The organism is Neptuniibacter sp. PT8_73 (genome assembly GCF_047778045.1).
Taxonomy (GTDB): Bacteria; Pseudomonadota; Gammaproteobacteria; order Pseudomonadales; family Balneatricaceae; genus Neptuniibacter.
In genome coordinates this window covers 1,285,691-1,306,989 of the sequence record NZ_CP180545.1, presented here as the reverse complement: position 1 = coordinate 1,306,989, position 21,299 = coordinate 1,285,691, and the positions used below count along the sequence as shown (strand labels likewise).

The window sequence follows — 21,299 nt, the reverse complement described above, 5'->3', positions numbered from 1 at the left end:
CGGCCCCTCCAATTAATCCCTTAAATCACACCAACAATAATCAGATATCGGATCGCTTTTCCCAAAGTGATCATCAGTACACTAAGCCAAAAATTGGTTTTTAACCAGCCAGCAACCAAACAAAGCGGATCGCCGATTAGCGGAACCCATGACATTAACAAAGCCACAGGGCCATAGTGAGTGAGCCATCTTTGCGCTTGCTGTTGTCTAGGTGATGATAGTGCGCGTAGAGGGTAGTAATGGGCAATCCCCCAGCCCATTAAGAAAGTCACAATGCCGCCTAAGGCATTGCCCGCTGTCACTGCAGCCCAAAGGTTCCAAGGGTTATGAACATCTTGAGAGAGTTGCCAAGCCAGTAGGACTTCGGAACCGCCGGGTAATAACGTAGCCGATATAAAACCGCTGATGAATAAAGCTGAGAGACTCAGATCTTCACTCACGCGGATTCCAGCCCAGCCTTAATACAACGAAGAACCCCAACTTCATAGACACCAGCCAATGCTTCGTGGACAGGTTTTAACGCTTGGCCAAACTCCTGCTGACACTCCAGCATCACCTGTTCGATATGACTGAACTCTTTCTCAGGAAGATCGACCACATCCTTTACCGCAATCTCACCTTTTTGGATAGCTTGGGCTAAGTGTCCGTAGATGGCATTAACCGATAGATGCTGCTGTCTCGAAACTTGATCAACCGTCATACCACTTCGATACAGCACAACCGATTCCATTGCCTGAGTCTCAACATTATCGGCTTTGTGCTGATCCTCAAATTCTTCAATTGCCTGAATGAAATCAGCACCATAAAGATCTAGTTTTCGTTCACCTACACCATTCAAACGTTTGAACTGATCTGAGGTTTGCGGGCGATACATCACCATTTCCATCAGCGTTGCATCGTGGAAGATCACATAAGGTGGTACATCCTGTTCATCAGACAAGCGTTTACGCACCGCTTTAAGCTCATTCCACAATGCGTAATCTTCTGCTTCCAGCTGACTCTGCGGCACTTGGTTTTTACGGTAAGGCGTATGCTGGCGCTGATCTTTACGCAGTTGGATTTTGGTTTCACCACGTAATAGCGGACGACACTTATCGGTTAAGTGCAAAACACCGTGCTGATCGACATTCACACCCAACAATCCGCGAGCCACCAGCTGACGGAAAACAGAGCGCCACTGGTTCTTATCCAGCTCTTTGCCTATGCCCCAAGTAGAAAGCTTTTCATGGGCGAAGTTTTTGGTTTTCTCATTCGATTTTCCCATCAGAATATCGACCACATGATTCACACCAAAGCTCTGACCAGAACGGTAAACCGCCGATAAGGCCTTACGTGCCGCTTCGGTACCGTCCCAAACAGGCACAGGCTCTAAACAGGTATCGCAATTGCCACAAGGTTGATGATCTTTCTCACCAAAATAGCTTAAAAGTACCTGACGTCGGCAGGTCGTAATCTCACACAGCCCAAGCATCGCTTCTAGCTTCTGGCGCTCAACCACCTTTTGTTCCGCTGGCGCTTGCGAGCCTTCCAGCATCTGACGCAGGAACATCACATCCTGCAAGCCATAAACCATCCAAGCATCGGCAGGTAAACCATCACGACCAGCACGGCCAGTTTCCTGATAATAGGCTTCGATACTTTTTGGCAGATCCAAGTGAGCCACATAGCGCACGTTCGGTTTATCAATGCCCATACCAAAGGCAACGGTCGCCACCATAATGATATTTTCTTCAGTCAAAAAGCGATGCTGATTATGACTTCGAAGGTCTGCCGCGAGTCCCGCATGATAAGGCAAGGCATTAAAGCCCTGTTCGCATAACCAAGCCGCAGTATCTTCTACCCGCTTTCGAGAAAGGCAGTAAACGATACCGGAATCTTTCGGGTGCTCATCTTTTAGGAACTTTAACAGCTGCTTTTTAGCGCTGTCTTTCTGCCCGATACGATAACGAATATTCGGGCGGTCAAAACCTTGGATAAACTCAGCAGGATTGGTCAGCGCTAATCGTTCAACAATCTCTTGCTGAGTGCGCTCATCCGCGGTTGCCGTCAACGCAATACGCGGCACACCAGGAAATAACTGAGCCAGCTGGCTTAGCTGCAAATATTCTGGTCTAAAATCATGCCCCCACTGGGATACGCAGTGCGCTTCATCGATTGCAAAGAGTGCAATTTGACAGGACTGAAGCAAAGAGAGCGTGCGCGGCTGAAGTAATCGTTCCGGCGCGATATAGAGAAGATCAAAACCACCGGATCTTAGCTGATGCTCGGTTTCATTGATCAAAGAGAAATCCATGCTCGAATTCAAGCACCCAGCACGAATACCCCATTGCGATAGCGCAGTCACCTGATCTTGCATCAAAGCGATCAGCGGCGATATAACAATAGCCGTGCCCTGCCTCATCAATGCAGGCAGCTGATAACAGAGTGATTTACCACCACCTGTAGGCACAACCACCAAGGCATCTTGGCCATTTACCAGGGTATCTATAACTTCGGCTTGGGGCTCTCGGAACTGATCGTAACCGAAAACCTCTTTGAGGATCTGTAACGCGCTTGAATTCATGGCTGGATTATCCAGAAAGCGTGCGCCTTTGTCACTGACAACCGTATTGAATTGAGCAGTTAAAAAATACTGCTAAATCTAACCAAGCAAGTTAAAATCAGCGGCATAACCTTTTAGGAATATATTCATGACTCTCACTTCAGCGAATGCACTTACCGATTCAGAACTGGATCTACTGGACGACTTCCTTTATTCCGATGCTGTTTCAGAAGATTGCCTTGATCTTATCGGCGTTCACGGCTTGTTTAGCGCGCTAAATATCAGCCCTACTCCTCTTGATGAATCCACGTGGATGGAACTGGTTTTTGATCAGACGCCAAACTGGGAATCAGAAGCGCAAGAAGCTGAGATCATGGGCCTACTAAAACGCCTATACAGCACGATTGGCGGTCAGCTATACAGCGACGGTGAAATCGAACTACCGTGCGAACTGTCTCTAGATGCTGAAGAAGATGAAGATATCTCGCCTCTAGCATGGTGGTCACAAGCCTTTATGGAAGGCGTGTTCACTCAGGAAGAAGAATGGTTCGGTAGTAAGAAGCAGGAAGAAGTGGCTGAGATGCTACTACCAGTAATGGTTGCATCTGAACTGTTTGAAGAAGATGACATCAACAAGATTCGTGAAGATGAGAAACTATGTGCAGAGATGTGCGCGCAGATTCCAGAACTTCTGATCGATCTGTACCTATATTTCCACGCACCAGATAAGTAAGTTCGCTTTCTATACGCTTACTACAGCTAGCCTAGTTGACTGACTAGGCTAGTGATCTCGCCTTTTATTACTGCCTGTCGTTACACCTTGAGCTGATTATTGCGATCACGCGATGTTCGGATCAACTCATCACCAGACGCTTTCGGGCCTAACTTAGCAATACGATCGTAAAGCACAACATTCACCGTTGCAGCTAAGTTCATACAGCCAACAGTCGGAATGTAGATCACATCTTCACACCAAGCCACGACCTCTTTATCGATCGAGCGATCTTCTGGGCCAAAGATATAGTAGGCATTTTCTGGGTGCTCGTAGTCAATCAAGGAAGTCGCACCTTCCACAAGCTCAATCGCAACCGGTCTAGCACCTTTTGGAATAGACGCTTTAAAGCACTCGATATGATCTAGCGGGATACGCTCCAGCATATTGCGCGTATCTGTCTGCAGTCGCTTATTCTGTTCCTGCGCTTTGTTAAAACGATTACCCGTGTAGGTAACAGATTGCACGTTGTAGCAACCCGCGGCACGCATGATCGCCCCAACATTCTCAGGGCTCTTGGGATCAGTTAAACCTATATGGGCTTGATGACTTTCAGACATATTTATACTGCTTTCTTAATAGTGCGCTAAAAAGCAGGGATTCTATAGCAATTCTGCCAGTGAGAACACGTAAAACAAGGCTCGGAAGCACAACCGAGCACCTGTTTTTCTACTACTTTTCAGGTTAACCAAAGTGCGCAAGCCAACGCTCTGCCAGATCTCGCCTTTCTGGCGTAGGTAACTGATCCAATCCCGCTGGCACAGATTGAGAACGGATATGATTAATCGCCTTAATTACCTCCCCTTGCACAAGGTAGATATAAGGCCCGACCTCAGCATTATGGATAAAGTTGATCGCGTTACCCCGATTGGCCAAGTAAAAGTACTGACCTAAACGCTCATACCGTGCAATATGCTGGGTTTCCTGACTCACCGAGAAATTGCTATCAGCACGACTCAGTTCCAACTCATCGTCAGAAGACGTCACAGAAAAGATAAACGCACCGTTTTTGATACGGTTAAAATCGTGATTATTCAGCGATTGATTCCCCGTCGCGCAAAAGATCACATCACTACTCTGCAATGCATCCTCTTTATTGATCAGATCAAAACCGCGCGATCTCGCCTCAATCGCACGAATCGGATCGATCTCAACCACCTTAGTATTGATATTCTTCTCATGCAGCGCCTTAGCAATCGAGCGGCCGATCTTGCCATAACCAAATACCACCGCATTACCGCCGTTCATAATTTGATGGCATTCACGCATCAAAGCTTCGGCCGAATAAACAATCGATTGACCAGTCAGATAATCTTCGGGACTTTTAAGTGGGCTACGGGCAACCGAAAGCACCGGTACCGGCAGTTGCTCATGTTCAAGATAACGTTGTAAGCCATTTTCAGTGACTTCTACCACGCCCAGAAGATTGGATTTTAATCGATCAGGTAATTGCGGCAGCGCAGAAGCAAAATAGCCACCAATATCGACTAAGATCATATCCCCTTCTGGGACATATTCATTCAGTATTGCTGATATGACCTCGACTGAACTAATCTGAGAGCGCTTTTTAATCACCACCTGAAACCTTTGTTCTACTTGTTCCAGTGTTGATCGACTGATACTTTTCGGCTTCGGCAAAACCATTTTCACACGGCAAAATTGCTCCAACGCATCCAAAAAAACCGGAGGCGTATCAAGTAGATGGGTAACAACAACCAGTTTTAGTGTGTCATCCTGAGCGGGACAAATATCCTCAAAAAAATGCCGGGCTTTCATAAATAAAGGGGTCATCATTCTCTCCTAGGTATGTTGATCCCCACTGTGTAAATTATCGGAGCGCCAATCTCAAACAATTGTTTAATTTAAACGTATGTTTTATTCTTTTACCCTTACTTAAGACATTACGAATATTTTCTTCGTAGCCGCCCCTAAAAAAGGCTTTTGAACGATATTGCTCGCTCAATAGAAGTTTGATCAAAATGCCAAGGTCAGTATGAACGCACAACAGAACGATCCTTCTAAGCTACACCCACAAACAGAGCTATCTATGCTTGATCAACTCGGTGACATGATTGCCATCGTGGATCAAAACAATAAGTTTGTGGCGGTAAATAAAGGCTACGAAAACTTTTTTGGTATTCCTAAAGATGTGTTTATCGGCAAAACCGTTGCCGAAGTTCATGGCACCGAAGCCTACGAACAGCAGATCAAAGGCGCGCTCGAACAAGCCTTTATGGGCAAAAAACATAAAGTTCGCATCAGCCAGACCTCTATCGGCAAACAGCAGCATACTTTTCAGGGTAAGTTCACCTCCTACTCCGGTTCACTGATCACGGATTTAGGCGCAATGGTGGTGTTGCACGACATAACCGACCTCATCGAAGCCCAACAAGAGATAGAGCGCGAGCAAGAACTACTGCACACCATTATTAACGCAGTCCCTGATTTTATCTTTGCCAAAAGCCCTGAAGGGGTTTATCAACTGTGCAACAAAAGCTTTGAAGAGTTTCTAGATACCCCCGCCAAAGATATCTTAGGCCGCACCGATTACGAGCTGATGTCGAAAACCTCAGCAGAATACATTGCTAACAAAGATAAAGAGGTAAGAGAAACCCTAGAAGCGCAACGCTGCGACGAATGGGTTTCCTACAAAGATGGTCGTCGTCGCTTATTAGATATGTATAAGCTACCGCTTAAAGAGAGCAACTCAACTGAGACTGGCGTCCTAGGCATAGGTCGTAATGTTACCTTTGAGCGAGAAGCTGAACAGAACCTACTCCTCGCCTCTCTCGTATTTGATGCCACCCCAGATCCCTGCATCATTCTATCCGACGAAGGCGAGATCATATCCAGCAACGAAGCGGCGCAAACCCAGTTCCGTCAGCTAAAAGATAAAACGCAAAGTCTGCAACTGAGCGAACTCCTGTACAGCCCAGAACGTAATGCCATAGATCTGGACAAACTGACCGAGTCGAATAGTAGCTGGTGCGGAGAGATCTGCAGTCACGACCACAGAACCTATTTCGCCACCCTAAATGCGGTTCAAGGCCAATCGGTACAAGCCAATAAATTTGTACTGATCGTGCGTGACGAAAAGACCCATAGCGCTATGGCAGACAACCTTCTGACCAAAGCCTATCAAGATCCACTCACCGATCTACCCAACCGCCGCCTCTTCTACTCCCGTCTCGAAAGTGCGATCTCCCGAGCAGAAAGGCAACTCAGTCAACTAGCGGTTATCTATATCGACCTGGACAAGTTCAAACCGGTAAACGACCAATACGGCCACGCCACCGGTGATAAAGTCCTGCGCGAAGTCGCTAAACGCTTAAAACACTGCTTCCGCTCCACCGATACCATTGCCCGTATCGGCGGCGATGAGTTTGTGGCCCTGATTGATATCGACAAGCGCGAACAAGCGATCTTAGTCGCAGAGAAATGCCTAAACAGCCTTGTAGCCCCGTTTGATCTAAAACCGGCGCAACATATTATTTCAGCAAGTATTGGGATTAGTATCTTCCCAGAGGATGCAGGCAGCGCAGAAATACTGATACAACGCGCAGATAAAGCGATGTATCAGGCTAAGCATTCTGCTGATACATCGGTTTGTTATTTTTCTGAGTGAGGTGGGTTAGGGGCTTTCAACGCTAAATACAGGAAGAATACTGCAAAGATCGGCTGTGGATACTTGTTAAGTGTTTCCCTTAAAGCTAATCACAAAATAATTAAAGGGCATGACCCCTTTAATCTATCATTTAATTTCCTGAAAAGAATAATATCTTTAATTTCTCTACTAAACCAAACTCTAATTTAGGAGAGTTCAGATTAAAAAAAATCGGAGCAGGCAAAGAGCGTAATGAAGATTGATTTAAAGTTTCTTGTTGTAATTTTTCTGCAAGAATATTTAAATTAGGACTTGATTCTATTTTTTTTATGTATTTTCTAGGCAACAGATTTTTATCTATATGACATTCATCCGTATTCAATTCAACTAGTCCATTCTCATTTCGATTCAGGCAAAGCCACTCATTGCTCTCAAGAGCTCCTATCTCGCTATTAAAGCCATTCATGTAATCAGACACAATAATTATGTCATTAATATCCCAACTTTTTTTTACATGAAGGCTCCCATATCTATTATCGGATCTCGTTGACCAGCCGCTTACAATATCAACATCGATTTTAAAAGAAGCAATTCCAGCTTTTTGAGCAGCCATCGCTAGCATTGGGAATACCTCAGGTTTATCATAACGTCTTACTGCTGTTAAATATTGTTCATCGGCTAAGGGAGACAGAGCTCTTTTCAATATAATGTGCTGCTTTCCTTGATGTTCCTCAATTAGGATATCTCTTGTCTTATTCTTTATATCTTTAATTTCTTCAACTAAATCAGATATTTTTTCCACACCAAAAGAATTAATTGTTTCTGTTGCTTTCAATGAATTTACACTTTCACAATCTATACTACGATCAGGTGTCCATGGATACCTAACAATATTAAATGCTTTAGCACATATATATGAAAATATAATCCCTTGCTCTGTCAATCTATCATGAAAAATCCCCTGTAGTAAATTATGCATATCACTAGAAACGTCGATCTTTTTATTCATCACTCACCTAAAGATTTCAAATTTATGCTATCTAACCAAGCAATTAGATATAGAAAATAATTTAATTAGTAAATCGTATTTATTTTAAAACTTAACTAACCGAAATTTTTATCAGAAAAGAACCTAGGGTTAAGCCTTACACTGTTCATACATCACCCAAAAAAGCGTATACAGAATTCAACATACAAGACCTGACTTCATTTTATTTCTAATCACCTAAAACACATGGGGTCAGATTAAATTTTCAATAAATCATACTCCGAGCCCATTTATCTCAGTTAAAAGTCGAGATTAAATGTCAACTTCCTGATCCGTGAACACAACTCTTCATTTATAGTTACAAGACCGTTATTTATCTCTATTTTGGCTTGGCCTGAGCTTACATATTTAGCCTTCATAGTTTCCTTATCAAGCTCTGTATGATGGAATTTGATCGTCAAACCGGCCAGAGCTTCTCGCTTTTGATGCAGTTCTTTCAATAAAGTTTCATAGAAATCCCTGAGAGTCGACAAACACCCTGCCAACATTTCTCGCTTATAGATTGAATACACTCTATTACTCGGTACATAATTAGTTCCTTCTATCGTTATTTCTGGTAATGGACAATATGCAGGGGTTGTATACATACCATAACCACCCAATTTCCAAGGATTAACATCACCATTACTCACTAGTAATACATGAGCTATACACCAACTTAACTGTAGTGCCAGAAACATCCCCATCAAGCTAAAGTACTTATTAAGCCAGTATTTCATTAACAACATACCAGATCTGATTTATTGTAAAATAGTCAATAAATAGCACACCAAAAAAAACATAGGTAAACCGTTCCACATCAAAAAAGCGATAATATAAATTCAATGCAGCAAGGTTTATAATAAGAAAGTTTAGCTCATCAGTAACTAACGCAACAATAAAGAAAAATAACAATTCGATCATGACAATCAGTTTTCCTGCTTTGCCAGAGAAAAGTAGTATTGCAATAGTAAACTGCCAACAGACTGAAACCCATGAAACTAAAACCAAAGCAGCACAGTTAACATTTGAACTAGCCAAACACGGTAATAGGAAAAACCTTTCTGTTAGACTACCATTCTGACCCAAATAACTTAAAAAGCTTCCATCAACATAATTACCAGAAACCAACTTTTGTAAAGCCGCAAAAAACATAACAATAGCTAGCGTTAAACGAGCATAGTTAATTAAATCAAATTCTAGTTTTAAAATTTTAGACACAGCTAAAGGAAATAACAGCCATAATGTTAACCAACTATGATTGGCCATCGTCATCCAGGCTTGGGAAAAAATTATTCCAATTGAAAGTGCCGCGACAATAATTGCTTCATCATTTTTTTTCCTGTAATAAAGGGCACAGGAAATAAACAAGCCTATCTGCCCAATTCCCTCAATAAAATTAGCACCTTGAAAAGAGCTTGGATTAAAAAGCTCAAATGTAGCCGCAAATATAATCAATCCCACATTGGCTTGAATATGCGGCGTATTTTGTGAGGCAAATAACTTAGAATGAGCTACTGCCCCCTCATATTGGTTAAAAATCATAAACAATCGTCACTGGAGTGAACAGTAACGCCTGTACTTGTTCTATAGGCAGAAAAGCCTTGAAAAGCGTTGGTTGCACCTTGCTCATCTAGGTTACCCACAACAACTGTTTCTCCATTTTCCTTTGTAATTTCCACCACTACATTTTTAGCATTAGCTGGAATAACAACTGCTGTACTGCTCCCTGCTGTAATACTGGTAATTCTGCTCTCTTTAGCTTGATTTTCCTCAATTAACTTTTCAATGTTATAAGACATAGTAAAACGTGGCGAACCAGCGCAACTGTGATGCTGGATATGCGCTTGTATTTGCCTTGCAGAAACCGGTTGCGAGCTAGAACTACATGTAAAACTAGCGCCACCAGAGCAGCTTATACTGACGCCTTTTATACTAATACGACGACCTTGATCAACTGATGCTGACAAAGCCCCTGTAGCATGACCACCCTCGTAAGAGCCATCATCATCACACTCCAAATTGCCCCCTGAGGTATGGCCAAAGACTGATGCTCTTTCGTCGTAAACCCAGTTATTTACAGGCTCATCATAACGAACTATTACATCACCTTGTTTTCCATCCTTTGGTGCAGAAAAAGAACCCTCAACACTTTTATCAGTGCTCGTCGTTACATTCATATAACCGACTTCGCAAGCGTTTAAGTTATACTTGCAAACCATTTCATAAAAATCTTTCGACAATGGAACTCCTCGGCCAGGAAGTGCTGGGCAATCAATGTTTCCCTCCATTGAAGTAACAATAGGTGTTAATTCACCAAAACTCCTTGGCGTAGCCCTCATCTTTAATTTAACAAGTGATTTACTTTGAGGCTCTAACACTACATTAATAGGATTTTTAACATTCTGAACTATCTCTAAACCTTTAACACAGACATCTAATGCATCAACGTAATCTTTTGACAATACAGATCTAACGGTTGAATATAACTCCCTAGAATCCATTTTAAATTGATTTTCCTGGCAATATTTTCTACGTTGCCTTTTACTTTCTTCACTAGTTCCCTCGTACTTAAATTCAACGGGAACCTTCTTTAATATCACTGACAAATCAGCATCTTTATTTTCTTTCAAATATGAATAAAAACTTGAATCATCGCAAAACCAATCACGAGTAGATTTATTCAATGACTTATCACTATCAATTTTTAAAGTTTCTCTTACGTTATTTGAAATATCGTTAATGCATTGATTAAAATCGACCGCATTCGCTGATATAGATGTAAAGATCAAAGATGAGGTTAGTAGGTATTTTTTCATGTCATCCTCCAAATATATAACAAGAAAATCAATCTTACTTCTATCCGTATAAGATATTTTAACTAGCTAAGATAATAATTTTATTAAACTCTTACGCACTTATAATTTACGAAAAGTTGAAAAATTGGGGGGCAGAGTAAATTTTCAATAATTTATACTCTGACTCCATTTGTCTGAGCTATAGCGCACAGCTCAACTGCGTAGAAAAATAAAGGGGGCCAGAGCCCTTTACTTCTTTTAATAACAGATGTAAGTAATCAAAAAGGAAGGGATAAGCGAGAAATTGCAAAGATTCTTCCATGACAAACCGCGCATGCGCTATATCAATTGATATATGAGAGACGTTTGCACTTGCACTAGACTTCCATCTGTCTATTTTATATAAATTTTTAACTTAACTCCGAGTGTAAATCAACTATCAAATATATTGGTTTTAAACAGTAGGTAGCGCCCAACCAAAAAAGCCCCTTCTTTCCAGCAAGGGCTTTCAGGAACAATGAACTTAGGATTATTTATTTCACGAGCAGTGCCTGTGCGAATTAGCACCCAATCTACCTCAACTAAAAGCAGCACCAAGCTTTGCAATCACAGCCACACAGAAAGCATAGATAGGAAACCTAAGGGTCAGGTCTTGCATTGTGCATACGAAATCAAAGAGCTCATCCAGAATGCAATACGCAAGACGTGACCCCGTTTTACTTATGACCCCGTTTAAATTAAAGGGGTCAGAGCCCTTTAATTCTTTTAGTAACAGATGTAGAGAATTGAAAAGGTAGGAATAAACGAGAAATTGCAAAAATCCTTCCGTGACAAACCGCAAATGCGCTATCTCAATTGATATACGAGGGCCGCTTTCATCTACGCTATACTTCCATCTATTTGTTTTATAAGACTTTTAACTTATAGTTGAGTGAAAAGCAACTATCAAAAACATGAGCTTTTAGACCTTGGACAGCAGGTCAAGCTCATAAAACAGTACCCGCACGAGATTGCATCCAATTAATCTCAGCCAAACACAGCACCAAGCTTTGCTATCACAGCCAGACAAAAAGAGTAGATATGCTGATTACTCATAAAGAAGAATGCTGCAAACAGCAGCCATAGATGGATAGTGAACCAGAACAGAATTGGGTGTTCTCGACGCTGCAGAATTTCCAGAATATATGTCTGTCCTGAGCTGATGCCCATAATGGCCCACAACAGCATAAATACGCCCCAGATAATGCCGGTATTTAGCCATAACTCGGTAAGGATGAGTGTTAGGCCCAATAGGGTTTTCCAAGGCCAAACCTTGCCTGTTTTTGGAGATGGCTGCTGGTTTTTCTTAGCCTCTTCCTTCCCCTTAGCCTCAACAGGACTAGGGCCCGAGGCTTTTACTTTGACACTCGTTGGTGCTGACCTTGCCATAAAAAGTCCTCAGTGGTAAATCAGGCTAATATTCAGTTTTGTGTCGCTTTCGGTACGGACGGCTGCTTGTCGAAAAGTCACCACAGTAGTTTTAGCCGCTGCAGTTTTACTTAGATTAGCTGAGTAGGCATAACCCTCAATCAGCGAGCTGGTTTGATCAAACTGCTGGTTGTTATTTGCATCATGAAATAGCACCAGTGCATATTCACCGCGTGGTAACTGATTGAAATTCAGCTCTCCAGAGAAGCTTTTAGCAGGTATCACTAAGGTGCGGACGGCTTGATCATAACGATTGTTGTTAAACGCATCCGGGTTATCAAACAACTGGGCGATGATCTGCCCTTTATCGCTGCGCAAACCTTTAATTAGCGCGGTTAGCATGATGCCTGTTTGTTTTTGACTTACCTGTTGGGGCTTAACTTGATCTTCTTCGCTCTTTGCAGCTTTGATCTGTATAGCAACGGCCTTTTTCGTGGGCTGTTTATCAACTTCAGATAGTTCCTTCTTTTCTGATAGAGCAGAAACCGGCTTATCCTTATTTAGATCTAAAGCCACCAGCCCGATGGTCATTATTGCGCACACCAGAACCGCATAAATAATGGCACGTATCATGTTTTACCCCTGCTAATTATTTGAACATTCCAGCAGCATCGCTTTCATGGAAAGGACTGACCTGCGCGCCAAATAAGTGTTTGGCTAAATACTGATGAAAGTCCACGACGATACGCTCTACTTCCAGCAATGTGCCACCCTTGTGGTGCCTAGAGCCCATGCCGCTTTGCACCAGTTCACAGATATCTTTGTCTTCCTGTAAAAACGCCGCAGCGAACTCGCTACTGGCTTTATCACTTTTATCAGGCGCATGTTCTGCCAACCCGCCTCCCTGAACAAAGCAGTGCTCTGGGCCATCTGGGGTAACAGCAATCCAATCAAAAGATTCATAGGTAAGAATGCCGATAAAGCCCGGTGGCAGATAAATCAGGACATAATGGTTGAGAGGCTCGGGGGTATCACCGGAGAAAAACCGAGACAATGCGCTGCGCTGCTCGACTATCTCACCACCCGTCAGACTCCAATTGGCATCACCAGCAATGTAATAGGCCTTTTTGCTAGGGGTATTTACCTCTAGAGTTTCGCGATGAACCATAAACAGGTGATAGCTCTCGATACCGTTTTCAACGGCTAGCTTCCAGTTGCTGTTCCAGTGTTCGCTAGCACCGCCATAGACTTGAGTGAAGCGCTCCATTTTGTAGTGCTGTAGATAAGGGTTGATCTTGTTCAAGCTACTCAGGAGATCACTCGGATTATCGGACAGGTTGATAAACAGTAAGCCCATCCATTCTTGTAAGGCGTACTTGGGTAACTCATGACGCTGTTTATCAACACATTTTTGGGCATCGAAAGGCACACCTTTTAGCTCGCCGTTATCTGAGTAAGTCCAAGCGTGGTAAGGGCAGACGATGTTTTTCTCTATATGACCAAAGCCAGCTGATAACAAGGGTGTTCCACGATGGCTACAGTTGTTAGACATAGCTCGGATATGGCCATCTTTACCATGAACCACCGCAACAGATTCACCTGCTAGCGTAAAGGCGAAGTAACTGCCGACCTCAGCTAACATGCCGGTAGCACAGACAAAACCCCATTGCTGATGGAAGATGTTTTCTGCTTCCAGTTCTGCAACCTGGCTATCTTTATAAACAGCAAAAGGTAAGCTGCATGCCTCGCCCAGAGGAAGACTGGCTGTTTCCTTATAACGTTCAAATAGCTTTGTCATGGCAAATCTCTTATATAATATGAAACACTTGTGTATCATATTAGCAGGGCATTTATGATACAACAATGTCTCATTATGAGAATTTAACATGACAGATCTACGCATAAAGAAATCACAGCGCGCTTTATTGGATGCCAGCTTTCAAGTATTGCTGCACAACCCGCACGCATCTCTAAGTGAGATAGCAAGCCAAGCGAGTGTTGGACGCGCAACGCTTTACAGACACTTCCCTACCCGAGAAAACTTGATTACAGCTATATCTGTCGAATCGTTGGAGATTGTTAAAGATGCGATGACGCCGATTATCACTAGTGATAATCAGGGAGAGGCTGCTTTTCGCAAATTGATTGCGGCACTGCTACCCCTAGCCGACCGTTTCCATTTTCTGCAGATGGTGTGGACGCTGATAGAGATGGATCAGGAGTTTTTAGATTTGTACGGAAAACAGATGGAAACTGTTAAGCAGTGGATCCAGCAAGGACAACGCCAAGGGGAGATCAATGCCGACCTAACACCTGATTGGGTAGTCTCGGTATTGGACAGCCTGCTCTACAGTGCTTCATGGATGCTGGCTCAAGGCGCAATGAATAAAGACGACGTAGAACAACAGCTAGTACATACCTTACTCAAGGGAATCCAAACGAGTACATAAAATTCGGCTTAACCTATAGCTTCATTGAGCAAGTCTATTTTGACGCTTACTTAACTTCAAGATTCAACTGTTCTTGACTGTATGAGAAACAGAAGGGGCTGGTCTCGTATTGTGCATGTAACAGCCTCATAGGCTTAAGAGCCCAACAAGCAAGACCTAGGCAAACCGGCCCCACTCGAAACAAAGCAAGCAGCCAGCTAAGATAAACCAAACTGTCGAGTTGCAGCTAACATAGCTGAAACAGTCACGACCGAAAATGCAATTTGTATAAAGAATAAGATAAAGACAACTTCTAAAAATACCATTTTTTTAGAACGCCAAAGAGCAGTAGTAATAAACAGAATGCGCTCACGACCAACCTTGGCATTTGAAGCAGCAGCGCTGCTGATCCTATCTGACCATCGACCGAAGTCTCCGTATACGCCAGCCACAAACTGGTAGCTGTTCGCGAAAAATGCCGAAAAGAAGGCTATTAACAATACGAAAAAAATACTTGTTGGAAGCCAGTTGCTAAGGTCTATAACTCCAAAATTGAGCCGAGAGCCTACTGTTAACGCGAATGAAAGCAATAAAACTTGCGGCGTTAAATTTCGCAAAAATTCCAGATAATGTTTACGTCCTGAATGCATGAATTTCATCAGTATTCCTTCGCTGAAGTAATAGAAAATATGCGAACTGGCTTAAACCTACATATATCCCTTAATTAGATTCAAAGCTTAAGGTTAAGCTTAACTTACAAAAAAGCGGCTCATATAGAGCCGCTTTTTTAGAATCTAACTACTTGATTATGCACTTAGCTCAAGTAGTAGTTTGTTCAAACGCGCAACGTAGCTTGCTGGATCATCTAGTTGTGCACCAGCGGCTAGGCCTGCTTGATCGAATAGAACAGAAGCTAGATCACCAAAGCGGTCTTCGTCTGCTTCTTTATCTAATTTTTCGATCAGTGGATGCTCAGGGTTTACCTCAAATGTTGGCTTAGTGTCTGGCACTGCCTGACCTGCTGCTTCCATAATCTGGCGCATCTGTAGACCCATATCCTGCTCACCTAGAACAAGACATGCTGGAGAATCAGTTAGACGATTGGTGATGCGAACATCAGCAACCTTTTCACCTAGGCTTGTTTTCAAGCGATCAACAAGGCCTTCTAGTTCTTTAGCTGCTTCTTCCTGCTCTTTCTTCTCTTCTTCAGTCGCTGTCTCTTCTAGATCTAGCTGACCTTTAGTGACATCTTGGAAGGCTTTCTCATCGTAGTTTTGAAGCTGGCTCATCATCCAGTCGTCGATACGATCAGTCATTAGCAGTACTTCGATACCTTTCTTACGGAAGATCTCCAAGTGTGGGCTGTTTTTCGCAGTATTGTAGTTATCAGCAACAACGTAGTAGATCTTGTCCTGACCTTCCTGCATACGCTCGATGTATTGATCCAGAGATACATTCTGCTCTTCGCTGTCAGCATGAGTAGAAGAGAAGCGCATCAACTTAAGGATCTTCTCACGGTTACCGTAGTCTTCCGCTGGTCCTTCTTTTAGAACCTGGCCAAACTCTTTCCAGAACGCTGCGTATTTCTCTTCATTGTTCTTACCCAGCTTGATTAGCATATCCAGTACACGTTTAGTTAGTGCACTGCGTAGCTTATCCACATTGGCATCTTTCTGAAGAATCTCACGAGATACGTTTAAGGATAGGTCTTTAGTGTCGACCACACCTTTCATGAATCGTAGGTATAGAGGTAAGAACTCATCCGCCTGATCCATGATAAATACACGTTGCACGTATAGCTTAAGGCCTTTTGGCGCTTCACGGTTCCATAGATCGTATGGCGCACGCTCTGGCACGAACAATAGACTGGTGTATTCCATGTTACCTTCAACGCGATTGTGCGCCCAAGTTAATGGATTGCCAAAATCGTGAGAGATGTGCTTGTAGAACTCTTGATACTCTTCTTCAGAGATCTCTGATTTGTTGCGTGTCCACAGCGCTGTTGCACTGTTTACTGTTTCATCTTCTGGCTCTTCAGCAGCGGCTTCTTTCTCTTCACCCTCTTCACCGAAGTTAGGCATCGCCTCTTTCTGCATGATTACAGGGATAGAGATATGGTCAGAGTACTTACGTACCAAACCACGCAGTGCGAAACCGTCCGCAAAACTCTCTTCACCCTCTTTTAGGTGAAGTACGATGCTAGTACCGCGGCCCGCTTTTTCGACTTCACCAATAGTGAATTCGCCTTCACCTTCAGAGACCCAGTGAACGCCCTGCTCTGTAGGCAAGCCAGCTTTACGCGTGAAAACTTCTACTTTGTCAGCAACGATGAAAGAGGAGTAGAAACCAACACCGAACTGACCAATCAACTGGCTATCTTTGTTTTGATCGCCCGTTAACTGAGATAGGAATTGTGCAGTACCCGATTTAGCGATCGTACCTAGGTGTTCGATCACATCATCGCGGCTCATACCAATACCATTGTCCGCGATAGTTAGGGTCTTAGCTCCTTTATCAAAGCTGATGTTGATCTTTAGATCACCATCGTTTTCATAAAGCGCGCCATTTGAAAGCGCTTCGAAACGCAATTTTTCTGCAGCGTCAGATGCGTTAGAGATTAACTCACGCAGAAAAATATCTTTATTTGAATACAAGGAGTGAATCATCAAATGAAGCAGCTGCTTCACTTCAGTCTGGAAACCGTGAGTTTCTGTACGCGTTTCAGTAGTCATCAACACTTATCCAATATGTCTGTTATTTCTAAAACTACAGTGTCGCCCTAAAGCAACAAAACTGTAGTGGAGAACTTGCTGAACCTTAGCAAGCTCTCCGCCAATAACTGGAATATTGGGACGTGCTAAACCTTTTCAAGCGTAAAGGGAGAGGTTTTTAACTTTTATTCGCCTGCGCTCATCATCAATGTTTTGAGAGTAGACGATTTGAATTCACGTCGATAAAGAATCACAACAACCCCTGCGGTCAGCGCCATGAAAATCCATGGGTTGATAAACCAACCTAAGATCGCCAAACAGAAATAGTAGGTACGCAGACCCAGGTTAAAACTGTTTGCCGCCATTGAGGTCATTTTAGCAATACGATTAGAGTGCGCATCCGCCTGCTGCTGAGAGATGTGCTCTTCAGGCCCTGGAGCACCGCCAATCATAATGGAGACAAATCCATACTGGCGCAGGCTCCAGGTAAATTTGAAGAAAGCGTAAACAAATAACGTAATCAGAAGAAGAATCTTCAATTCCCACTCTGCACGCGTCGCATGGAAGGTAAATGGGATATCCGCCACCACATCAATCGCTTGCTGAGTAGAGCCTAATATAGTCATCAAACCCGCAAGTATCAGCATGGTAGTGGATGCAAAGAAGGAAACACTACGCTCCAGATTGGCAATCGCCGTTGTATCAGCAATTCGAACATCACGGGTGAGCATGCGTGTCATCCACTCTTTTCGATACATATGTAAAACACTGGCGAGGCAAGGCGTTTCATAACTGCGTTTACGTGCGTAATACATATAGCCTTTGAAGCAGATCAAAAACCATATAAGTGCCAGAAGATTAAGCCAGTTATCCATTACAAACTGGGAGATAGATGACATCTATTCGATCCTGAGTAGAAAATTAATCGTGCAATCTGAAACAACTCATTGTAAAACAAGTCACAATCAAAGGAACCCATAAATCCTTGGAAACAAGAAATCGATGTATATAGATATTGAAGCCCTCTTCTGGATCACCTTAATCATCTTTGCGATGTATCACTGGTGGCAGTCACAAAAGATTAAAGAGGTCGCACTTAGATATACCCGCAGGCAGTGTAAGGAACTTGAGTTACAGCTTCTTGATGACAATATAAACTTGAGAGGGTTTTGGCTTAAACGGGATGCTAAGGGGCAGATCAGGATCTGGCGCTCATATAATTTCGAGTTTTCCTCAACAGGCGAAGAACGCTATAGCGGAAGGGTCGTAATTTTAGGCAAGGCAATCACCGACTTTCAGCTTGATCCCCATCGTATGCAGTAACCCCGATCAGCTCCAAAGCCCTAGTATTAACATCCATATTACTAGGGCTTTTGAATACATACCTTTATAAACTAGGGTTGTATAACCCTTCTATCATATAGGTTGATTCAGCCTCATCGGACATCATTTCTCCCGCCGCAGTTGGGTTCATTTCAAACTGCCTATTTATGGAATCCATATCTGTCATCATTTTGGGAGTATAGCTTCCAGACGGGTTAAGAAAATCACTGATAAAGACTTCACTTTGAGCGACTTCATTCATCTCTCTCTCGGGCAGAGCATAAGCCCATAGCAGGGTTCTTGCTTGCGGATTAAGCAAATTATGAATCATTGCATCTTGCTGCGTGTGGGCTGAAGCGACACTAGGGATTAATAAAGAAAGTGCTAGAGTGGTTCCGAGTAAAAGTTTCATAATCAATACTCCGACGCAAATTACGCGCGCTTTATATCGACTTCGTTCCTTCTCCTATTCCATTACATCCAAGGGCATTAGCTGCACTTATATGGCAAGCTCAAGGAAGATTGCAGGAAGACCTACCAACTTCTTTTCCTGAGCGCTTTTATAAATATACGATTTACCGCTTAAATTGGACCATAAAGAGCGGAAATAATTCACACTGAGTAAATTTCAGGCATAAAAAAAGCAAGGCCTTAGCCTTGCTTCTTTTCAAACTGAATATCAGCTAAGGATTAAACCTTAACGATGTTCTCAGCTTGTGGACCTTTCTGGCCTTGAGTTACAGTGAACTCAACTTTCTGACCTTCAGTCAAAGTTTTGAAGCCGTCGCCTTGGATCGCAGAGAAGTGAGCGAAAACGTCTGGGCCGTTTTCCTGCTCGATGAAACCAAAACCTTTTTCTTCGTTAAACCATTTAACTGTACCAGTAGTAGACATATCTATAGTCCTATATCTTTCAGAGTAATTTTTGCCCTTTTACAGGCGGATTGTGCTGGAAGTGCTGTGATTACTTATGAAAAACAGGACGAGGTACTGATAGAACTTCGAAATGGTGTACATAAATATACGGCTTACTTTCAAGCGATCTTCATTCTATAGAGCTATCTATGGAAAGGTCAACGATTTTTTTCCCTTAAATTCAATCATTTCAATCTAATTATAGAGATATGAATGAATCGTAATAATTGAGCCGCTTTTACCCCTCTATACTTAGCGAAGAGGGGTAAATTTGGGTTGTAGCACAAATCTTAAAGGCGGGTTGTTAACAAATTCTGGATCATTACGAGTTGAGCATCCTTCCCCATTCCTTTCTGCTTGATATCAGCTTTAACTATGTCGCTTTTCAAATACGGCGTATTCAAATCAGCGATCATAACTTTTGATTGATCAGCGACCGAACTTCCTTCCGCATTAGCCTGATGCTGGACATCAGCAGTGCGCGCTGCAGGGCTGTGAAGATAATTGATCATTTCCTCTTGTTGATCTGCAAAACCTTGTGTTGCAGGAATTAGAAGTACAGCCAATAACATACTTTTATTTAACGTTTTCATAACACACCTTTTTCTTTGGATTTGATTTAATATAAATGCATATACATGCTTTTATATTAAAAAATTATTTAAATTTTCTTTTGTATCCAGCCACCAAGACTGATTTTCTAAACGCTGAAGCCACTCATGTAGATTGCTGTAGTCCTCGATAGGGATCTCAGCCTCTCGCCAGAACATCAATGTAGAGGCAACAGAAATGTCAGCGATGCTAATATCATCTGAAATCAGAAAATCCTGCCAAGATAATTGCTGATCTAAAATTGCTGCATATTTTTTAAAAGAGTTATCCAGTGCAGCTAACCTTTCTTCATTTGACGCTAAGCCCCAAAAAGGCCGCATCACACGATGATGTGCAAAACCGCTACTGGCAGCACTCCACTCAGACGCTTGCCAACTCAGCCAACGCATCACTTCAACCTCCTCTAGGAAGTTTTTCGCCGACAGCGGCGAGTTATATGCCTTGGCCAAATAAAACAAAATTGCATTAGATTCCCACAGTACTTTGTACTGATCCTTTAAGACGGGAATCGTGCCATTCGGGTTTAGACTCAAAAACTCTGCCCTCTTTTGCTCACCTTTATTCAAGGTGATCAGTGTTAATTCAGGTTCAATCTGTAATTCAGCCAAAATCAAGCTGACCTTGATTGCGTTACAAGTTAAAGGGTAAGTAAAAAGCTCCATAATCATCACCATGCATATACATGTATTTATACGTAAAAAATTAATCCAATTTCACAACGGTATCACTTAAAGAAATCAGCTGCTCACTTAACTCTGGCCCTAACTCCTTAAAGATTTTCTGTTGCGCTTTAAACCATTGCTCTTTTGCCTCAAGGAACTTAATTCTTCCTTCTGGTGTTAGGCTCAGATTTTTCTGACGTCTATCCGTCACACTAGGTATAGATGAGAGGTAACCCTCTCTGAGCAATGGTTTTAAATTTCTAGTTAAGGTTGTCTGGTCCAAAACCAAAATACTCTGTAGCTTTTTATTTGTAGCTACATCTAGTTCATTAACAACATATAAGATACTGAACTGCCCACCCGTTAAACCTGCCTCAGCTAAATACTGATCATAGATTCGGTTTAGAACCCTGACGGCCTTCCTTAAACTGAAGTTAAGGCACGGGAGCTTTTCTAGTCGCATTATGTCATTTTGAGTATCCATGAGATTAATTATA

Annotated in this window: 23 protein-coding genes; 4 read left to right on the top strand and 19 right to left on the bottom strand. The window is 42.7% G+C overall.

Going from position 1 to position 21,299, the window contains the following annotated elements; translation table 11 throughout:
• Positions 1–20: 20 nt before the first annotated feature.
• Positions 21–440, bottom strand: a complete 420-nt coding sequence (locus tag ACMXYN_RS05700) for a YqaA family protein (RefSeq protein ID WP_415893889.1) — start codon at positions 438–440, stop codon at positions 21–23.
• On the bottom strand, positions 437–2,563 hold the full coding sequence (recQ, locus tag ACMXYN_RS05695) for a DNA helicase RecQ (RefSeq protein WP_415893888.1): 2,127 nt from the start codon (positions 2,561–2,563) through the stop codon (positions 437–439). Before recQ ends, ACMXYN_RS05700 begins: the two co-directional genes overlap by 4 nt.
• A 127-nt stretch (positions 2,564–2,690) precedes the next feature.
• Between recQ and ACMXYN_RS05690 the strand changes: the two genes are divergently transcribed.
• Positions 2,691–3,275, top strand: coding sequence for a YecA family protein (locus ACMXYN_RS05690; protein ID WP_415881720.1), 585 nt, complete (start codon positions 2,691–2,693; stop codon positions 3,273–3,275).
• Positions 3,276–3,355: 80 nt separating this feature from the next.
• On the opposite strand, the gene ACMXYN_RS05685 is transcribed toward ACMXYN_RS05690, so the two are convergent.
• Together ACMXYN_RS05685 and ACMXYN_RS05680 are read right to left on the bottom strand one after the other, a co-directional pair.
• Positions 3,356–3,874, bottom strand: coding sequence for an RNA methyltransferase (locus tag ACMXYN_RS05685; RefSeq protein ID WP_415893887.1), 519 nt, complete (start codon positions 3,872–3,874; stop codon positions 3,356–3,358).
• 124 nt (positions 3,875–3,998) lie between these two features.
• On the bottom strand, positions 3,999–5,105 hold the full coding sequence (locus ACMXYN_RS05680) for an adenosylhomocysteinase (RefSeq protein WP_415893886.1): 1,107 nt from the start codon (positions 5,103–5,105) through the stop codon (positions 3,999–4,001).
• A 202-nt stretch (positions 5,106–5,307) separates the two neighbouring features.
• Here ACMXYN_RS05680 and ACMXYN_RS05675 point away from each other — a divergent pair, with 202 nt between their 5' ends.
• Positions 5,308–6,939 carry a diguanylate cyclase domain-containing protein gene (locus ACMXYN_RS05675; RefSeq protein ID WP_415893885.1) on the top strand — a complete coding sequence of 544 codons (1,632 nt, stop codon included), beginning with the start codon at positions 5,308–5,310 and terminating at the stop codon, positions 6,937–6,939.
• A gap of 130 nt (positions 6,940–7,069) precedes the next feature.
• Here the strand turns inward: ACMXYN_RS05675 and ACMXYN_RS05670 are convergent, their stop codons facing one another.
• The 7 genes from ACMXYN_RS05670 to ACMXYN_RS05640 form a co-directional block, all read right to left on the bottom strand.
• A complete protein-coding gene (locus tag ACMXYN_RS05670; protein WP_415893884.1) occupies positions 7,070–7,927 on the bottom strand; it encodes a hypothetical protein in 858 nt (285 codons plus the stop codon).
• A gap of 278 nt (positions 7,928–8,205) precedes the next feature.
• Positions 8,206–8,685: a hypothetical protein gene (locus ACMXYN_RS05665; RefSeq protein ID WP_415893883.1), complete on the bottom strand. Its 480-nt coding sequence runs from the start codon at positions 8,683–8,685 to the stop codon at positions 8,206–8,208.
• Positions 8,669–9,490, bottom strand: coding sequence for a hypothetical protein (locus tag ACMXYN_RS05660; protein WP_415893882.1), 822 nt, complete (start codon positions 9,488–9,490; stop codon positions 8,669–8,671). Before ACMXYN_RS05660 ends, ACMXYN_RS05665 begins: the two co-directional genes overlap by 17 nt.
• Entirely contained in the window at positions 9,487–10,764 is a 1,278-nt protein-coding gene (locus ACMXYN_RS05655) for a hypothetical protein (protein WP_415893881.1), read from the bottom strand. Before ACMXYN_RS05655 ends, ACMXYN_RS05660 begins: the two co-directional genes overlap by 4 nt.
• Positions 10,765–11,769: 1,005 nt before the next feature.
• On the bottom strand, positions 11,770–12,171 hold the full coding sequence (locus ACMXYN_RS05650) for a hypothetical protein (protein ID WP_415893880.1): 402 nt from the start codon (positions 12,169–12,171) through the stop codon (positions 11,770–11,772).
• Positions 12,172–12,180: 9 nt separating this feature from the next.
• A complete protein-coding gene (locus ACMXYN_RS05645; protein ID WP_415893879.1) occupies positions 12,181–12,783 on the bottom strand; it encodes a DUF2141 domain-containing protein in 603 nt (200 codons plus the stop codon).
• Positions 12,784–12,799: 16 nt separating this feature from the next.
• Entirely contained in the window at positions 12,800–13,948 is a 1,149-nt protein-coding gene (locus ACMXYN_RS05640; protein WP_415893878.1) for an aromatic ring-hydroxylating oxygenase subunit alpha, read from the bottom strand.
• Between the two features lie 88 nt (positions 13,949–14,036).
• Between ACMXYN_RS05640 and ACMXYN_RS05635 the strand changes: the two genes are divergently transcribed.
• On the top strand, positions 14,037–14,600 hold the full coding sequence (locus ACMXYN_RS05635) for a TetR/AcrR family transcriptional regulator (protein WP_415893877.1): 564 nt from the start codon (positions 14,037–14,039) through the stop codon (positions 14,598–14,600).
• Between the two features lie 197 nt (positions 14,601–14,797).
• Here ACMXYN_RS05635 and ACMXYN_RS05630 read toward each other — a convergent pair whose 3' ends face one another.
• The 3 genes from ACMXYN_RS05630 to ACMXYN_RS05620 form a co-directional block, all read right to left on the bottom strand.
• Entirely contained in the window at positions 14,798–15,238 is a 441-nt protein-coding gene (locus ACMXYN_RS05630; protein WP_415893876.1) for a hypothetical protein, read from the bottom strand.
• Positions 15,239–15,385: 147 nt separating this feature from the next.
• Positions 15,386–17,311, bottom strand: a complete 1,926-nt coding sequence (gene htpG / locus ACMXYN_RS05625) for a molecular chaperone HtpG (RefSeq protein WP_415893875.1) — start codon at positions 17,309–17,311, stop codon at positions 15,386–15,388.
• 164 nt (positions 17,312–17,475) lie between these two features.
• Positions 17,476–18,189, bottom strand: coding sequence for a DUF599 domain-containing protein (locus ACMXYN_RS05620; RefSeq protein WP_415890706.1), 714 nt, complete (start codon positions 18,187–18,189; stop codon positions 17,476–17,478).
• Between the two features lie 103 nt (positions 18,190–18,292).
• Between ACMXYN_RS05620 and ACMXYN_RS05615 the strand changes: the two genes are divergently transcribed.
• Entirely contained in the window at positions 18,293–18,613 is a 321-nt protein-coding gene (locus ACMXYN_RS05615; protein WP_415883949.1) for a DUF3301 domain-containing protein, read from the top strand.
• Positions 18,614–18,677: 64 nt separating this feature from the next.
• Here ACMXYN_RS05615 and ACMXYN_RS05610 read toward each other — a convergent pair whose 3' ends face one another.
• The 5 genes from ACMXYN_RS05610 to ACMXYN_RS05590 form a co-directional block, all read right to left on the bottom strand.
• Entirely contained in the window at positions 18,678–19,025 is a 348-nt protein-coding gene (locus ACMXYN_RS05610; protein WP_415885270.1) for a hypothetical protein, read from the bottom strand.
• A 278-nt stretch (positions 19,026–19,303) separates the two neighbouring features.
• Positions 19,304–19,507: a cold-shock protein gene (locus ACMXYN_RS05605; protein WP_415883947.1), complete on the bottom strand. Its 204-nt coding sequence runs from the start codon at positions 19,505–19,507 to the stop codon at positions 19,304–19,306.
• Between the two features lie 311 nt (positions 19,508–19,818).
• On the bottom strand, positions 19,819–20,121 hold the full coding sequence (locus ACMXYN_RS05600) for a hypothetical protein (RefSeq protein ID WP_415893874.1): 303 nt from the start codon (positions 20,119–20,121) through the stop codon (positions 19,819–19,821).
• Between the two features lie 51 nt (positions 20,122–20,172).
• Positions 20,173–20,802, bottom strand: a complete 630-nt coding sequence (locus ACMXYN_RS05595) for a glutathione S-transferase family protein (protein WP_415893873.1) — start codon at positions 20,800–20,802, stop codon at positions 20,173–20,175.
• 40 nt (positions 20,803–20,842) lie between these two features.
• Positions 20,843–21,286 (bottom strand): MarR family winged helix-turn-helix transcriptional regulator, encoded by a 444-nt coding sequence (locus ACMXYN_RS05590; RefSeq protein WP_415893872.1) that lies wholly within the window; start codon positions 21,284–21,286, stop codon positions 20,843–20,845.
• Positions 21,287–21,299 lie beyond the last annotated feature (13 nt).

Coding starts and splice junctions, on each gene's coding strand:
- ACMXYN_RS05610 (WP_415885270.1), bottom strand. CDS start 19,025: ATGAAACTTTTACTCGGAACCACTCTAGCACTTTCTTTATTAATCCCT.
- recQ (WP_415893888.1), bottom strand. CDS start 2,563: ATGAATTCAAGCGCGTTACAGATCCTCAAAGAGGTTTTCGGTTACGAT.
- ACMXYN_RS05620 (WP_415890706.1), bottom strand. CDS start 18,189: ATGTCATCTATCTCCCAGTTTGTAATGGATAACTGGCTTAATCTTCTG.
- ACMXYN_RS05600 (WP_415893874.1), bottom strand. CDS start 20,121: ATGAAAACGTTAAATAAAAGTATGTTATTGGCTGTACTTCTAATTCCT.
- ACMXYN_RS05675 (WP_415893885.1), top strand. CDS start 5,308: ATGAACGCACAACAGAACGATCCTTCTAAGCTACACCCACAAACAGAG.
- ACMXYN_RS05640 (WP_415893878.1), bottom strand. CDS start 13,948: ATGACAAAGCTATTTGAACGTTATAAGGAAACAGCCAGTCTTCCTCTG.
- ACMXYN_RS05690 (WP_415881720.1), top strand. CDS start 2,691: ATGACTCTCACTTCAGCGAATGCACTTACCGATTCAGAACTGGATCTA.
- ACMXYN_RS05635 (WP_415893877.1), top strand. CDS start 14,037: ATGACAGATCTACGCATAAAGAAATCACAGCGCGCTTTATTGGATGCC.
- ACMXYN_RS05665 (WP_415893883.1), bottom strand. CDS start 8,685: ATGAAATACTGGCTTAATAAGTACTTTAGCTTGATGGGGATGTTTCTG.
- ACMXYN_RS05650 (WP_415893880.1), bottom strand. CDS start 12,171: ATGGCAAGGTCAGCACCAACGAGTGTCAAAGTAAAAGCCTCGGGCCCT.
- ACMXYN_RS05680 (WP_415893886.1), bottom strand. CDS start 5,105: ATGACCCCTTTATTTATGAAAGCCCGGCATTTTTTTGAGGATATTTGT.
- ACMXYN_RS05605 (WP_415883947.1), bottom strand. CDS start 19,507: ATGTCTACTACTGGTACAGTTAAATGGTTTAACGAAGAAAAAGGTTTT.
- ACMXYN_RS05685 (WP_415893887.1), bottom strand. CDS start 3,874: ATGTCTGAAAGTCATCAAGCCCATATAGGTTTAACTGATCCCAAGAGC.
- ACMXYN_RS05645 (WP_415893879.1), bottom strand. CDS start 12,783: ATGATACGTGCCATTATTTATGCGGTTCTGGTGTGCGCAATAATGACC.
- ACMXYN_RS05630 (WP_415893876.1), bottom strand. CDS start 15,238: ATGAAATTCATGCATTCAGGACGTAAACATTATCTGGAATTTTTGCGA.
- ACMXYN_RS05655 (WP_415893881.1), bottom strand. CDS start 10,764: ATGAAAAAATACCTACTAACCTCATCTTTGATCTTTACATCTATATCA.
- htpG (WP_415893875.1), bottom strand. CDS start 17,311: ATGACTACTGAAACGCGTACAGAAACTCACGGTTTCCAGACTGAAGTG.
- ACMXYN_RS05615 (WP_415883949.1), top strand. CDS start 18,293: ATGTATATAGATATTGAAGCCCTCTTCTGGATCACCTTAATCATCTTT.
- ACMXYN_RS05595 (WP_415893873.1), bottom strand. CDS start 20,802: ATGGAGCTTTTTACTTACCCTTTAACTTGTAACGCAATCAAGGTCAGC.
- ACMXYN_RS05590 (WP_415893872.1), bottom strand. CDS start 21,286: ATGGATACTCAAAATGACATAATGCGACTAGAAAAGCTCCCGTGCCTT.
- ACMXYN_RS05660 (WP_415893882.1), bottom strand. CDS start 9,490: ATGATTTTTAACCAATATGAGGGGGCAGTAGCTCATTCTAAGTTATTT.
- ACMXYN_RS05670 (WP_415893884.1), bottom strand. CDS start 7,927: ATGAATAAAAAGATCGACGTTTCTAGTGATATGCATAATTTACTACAG.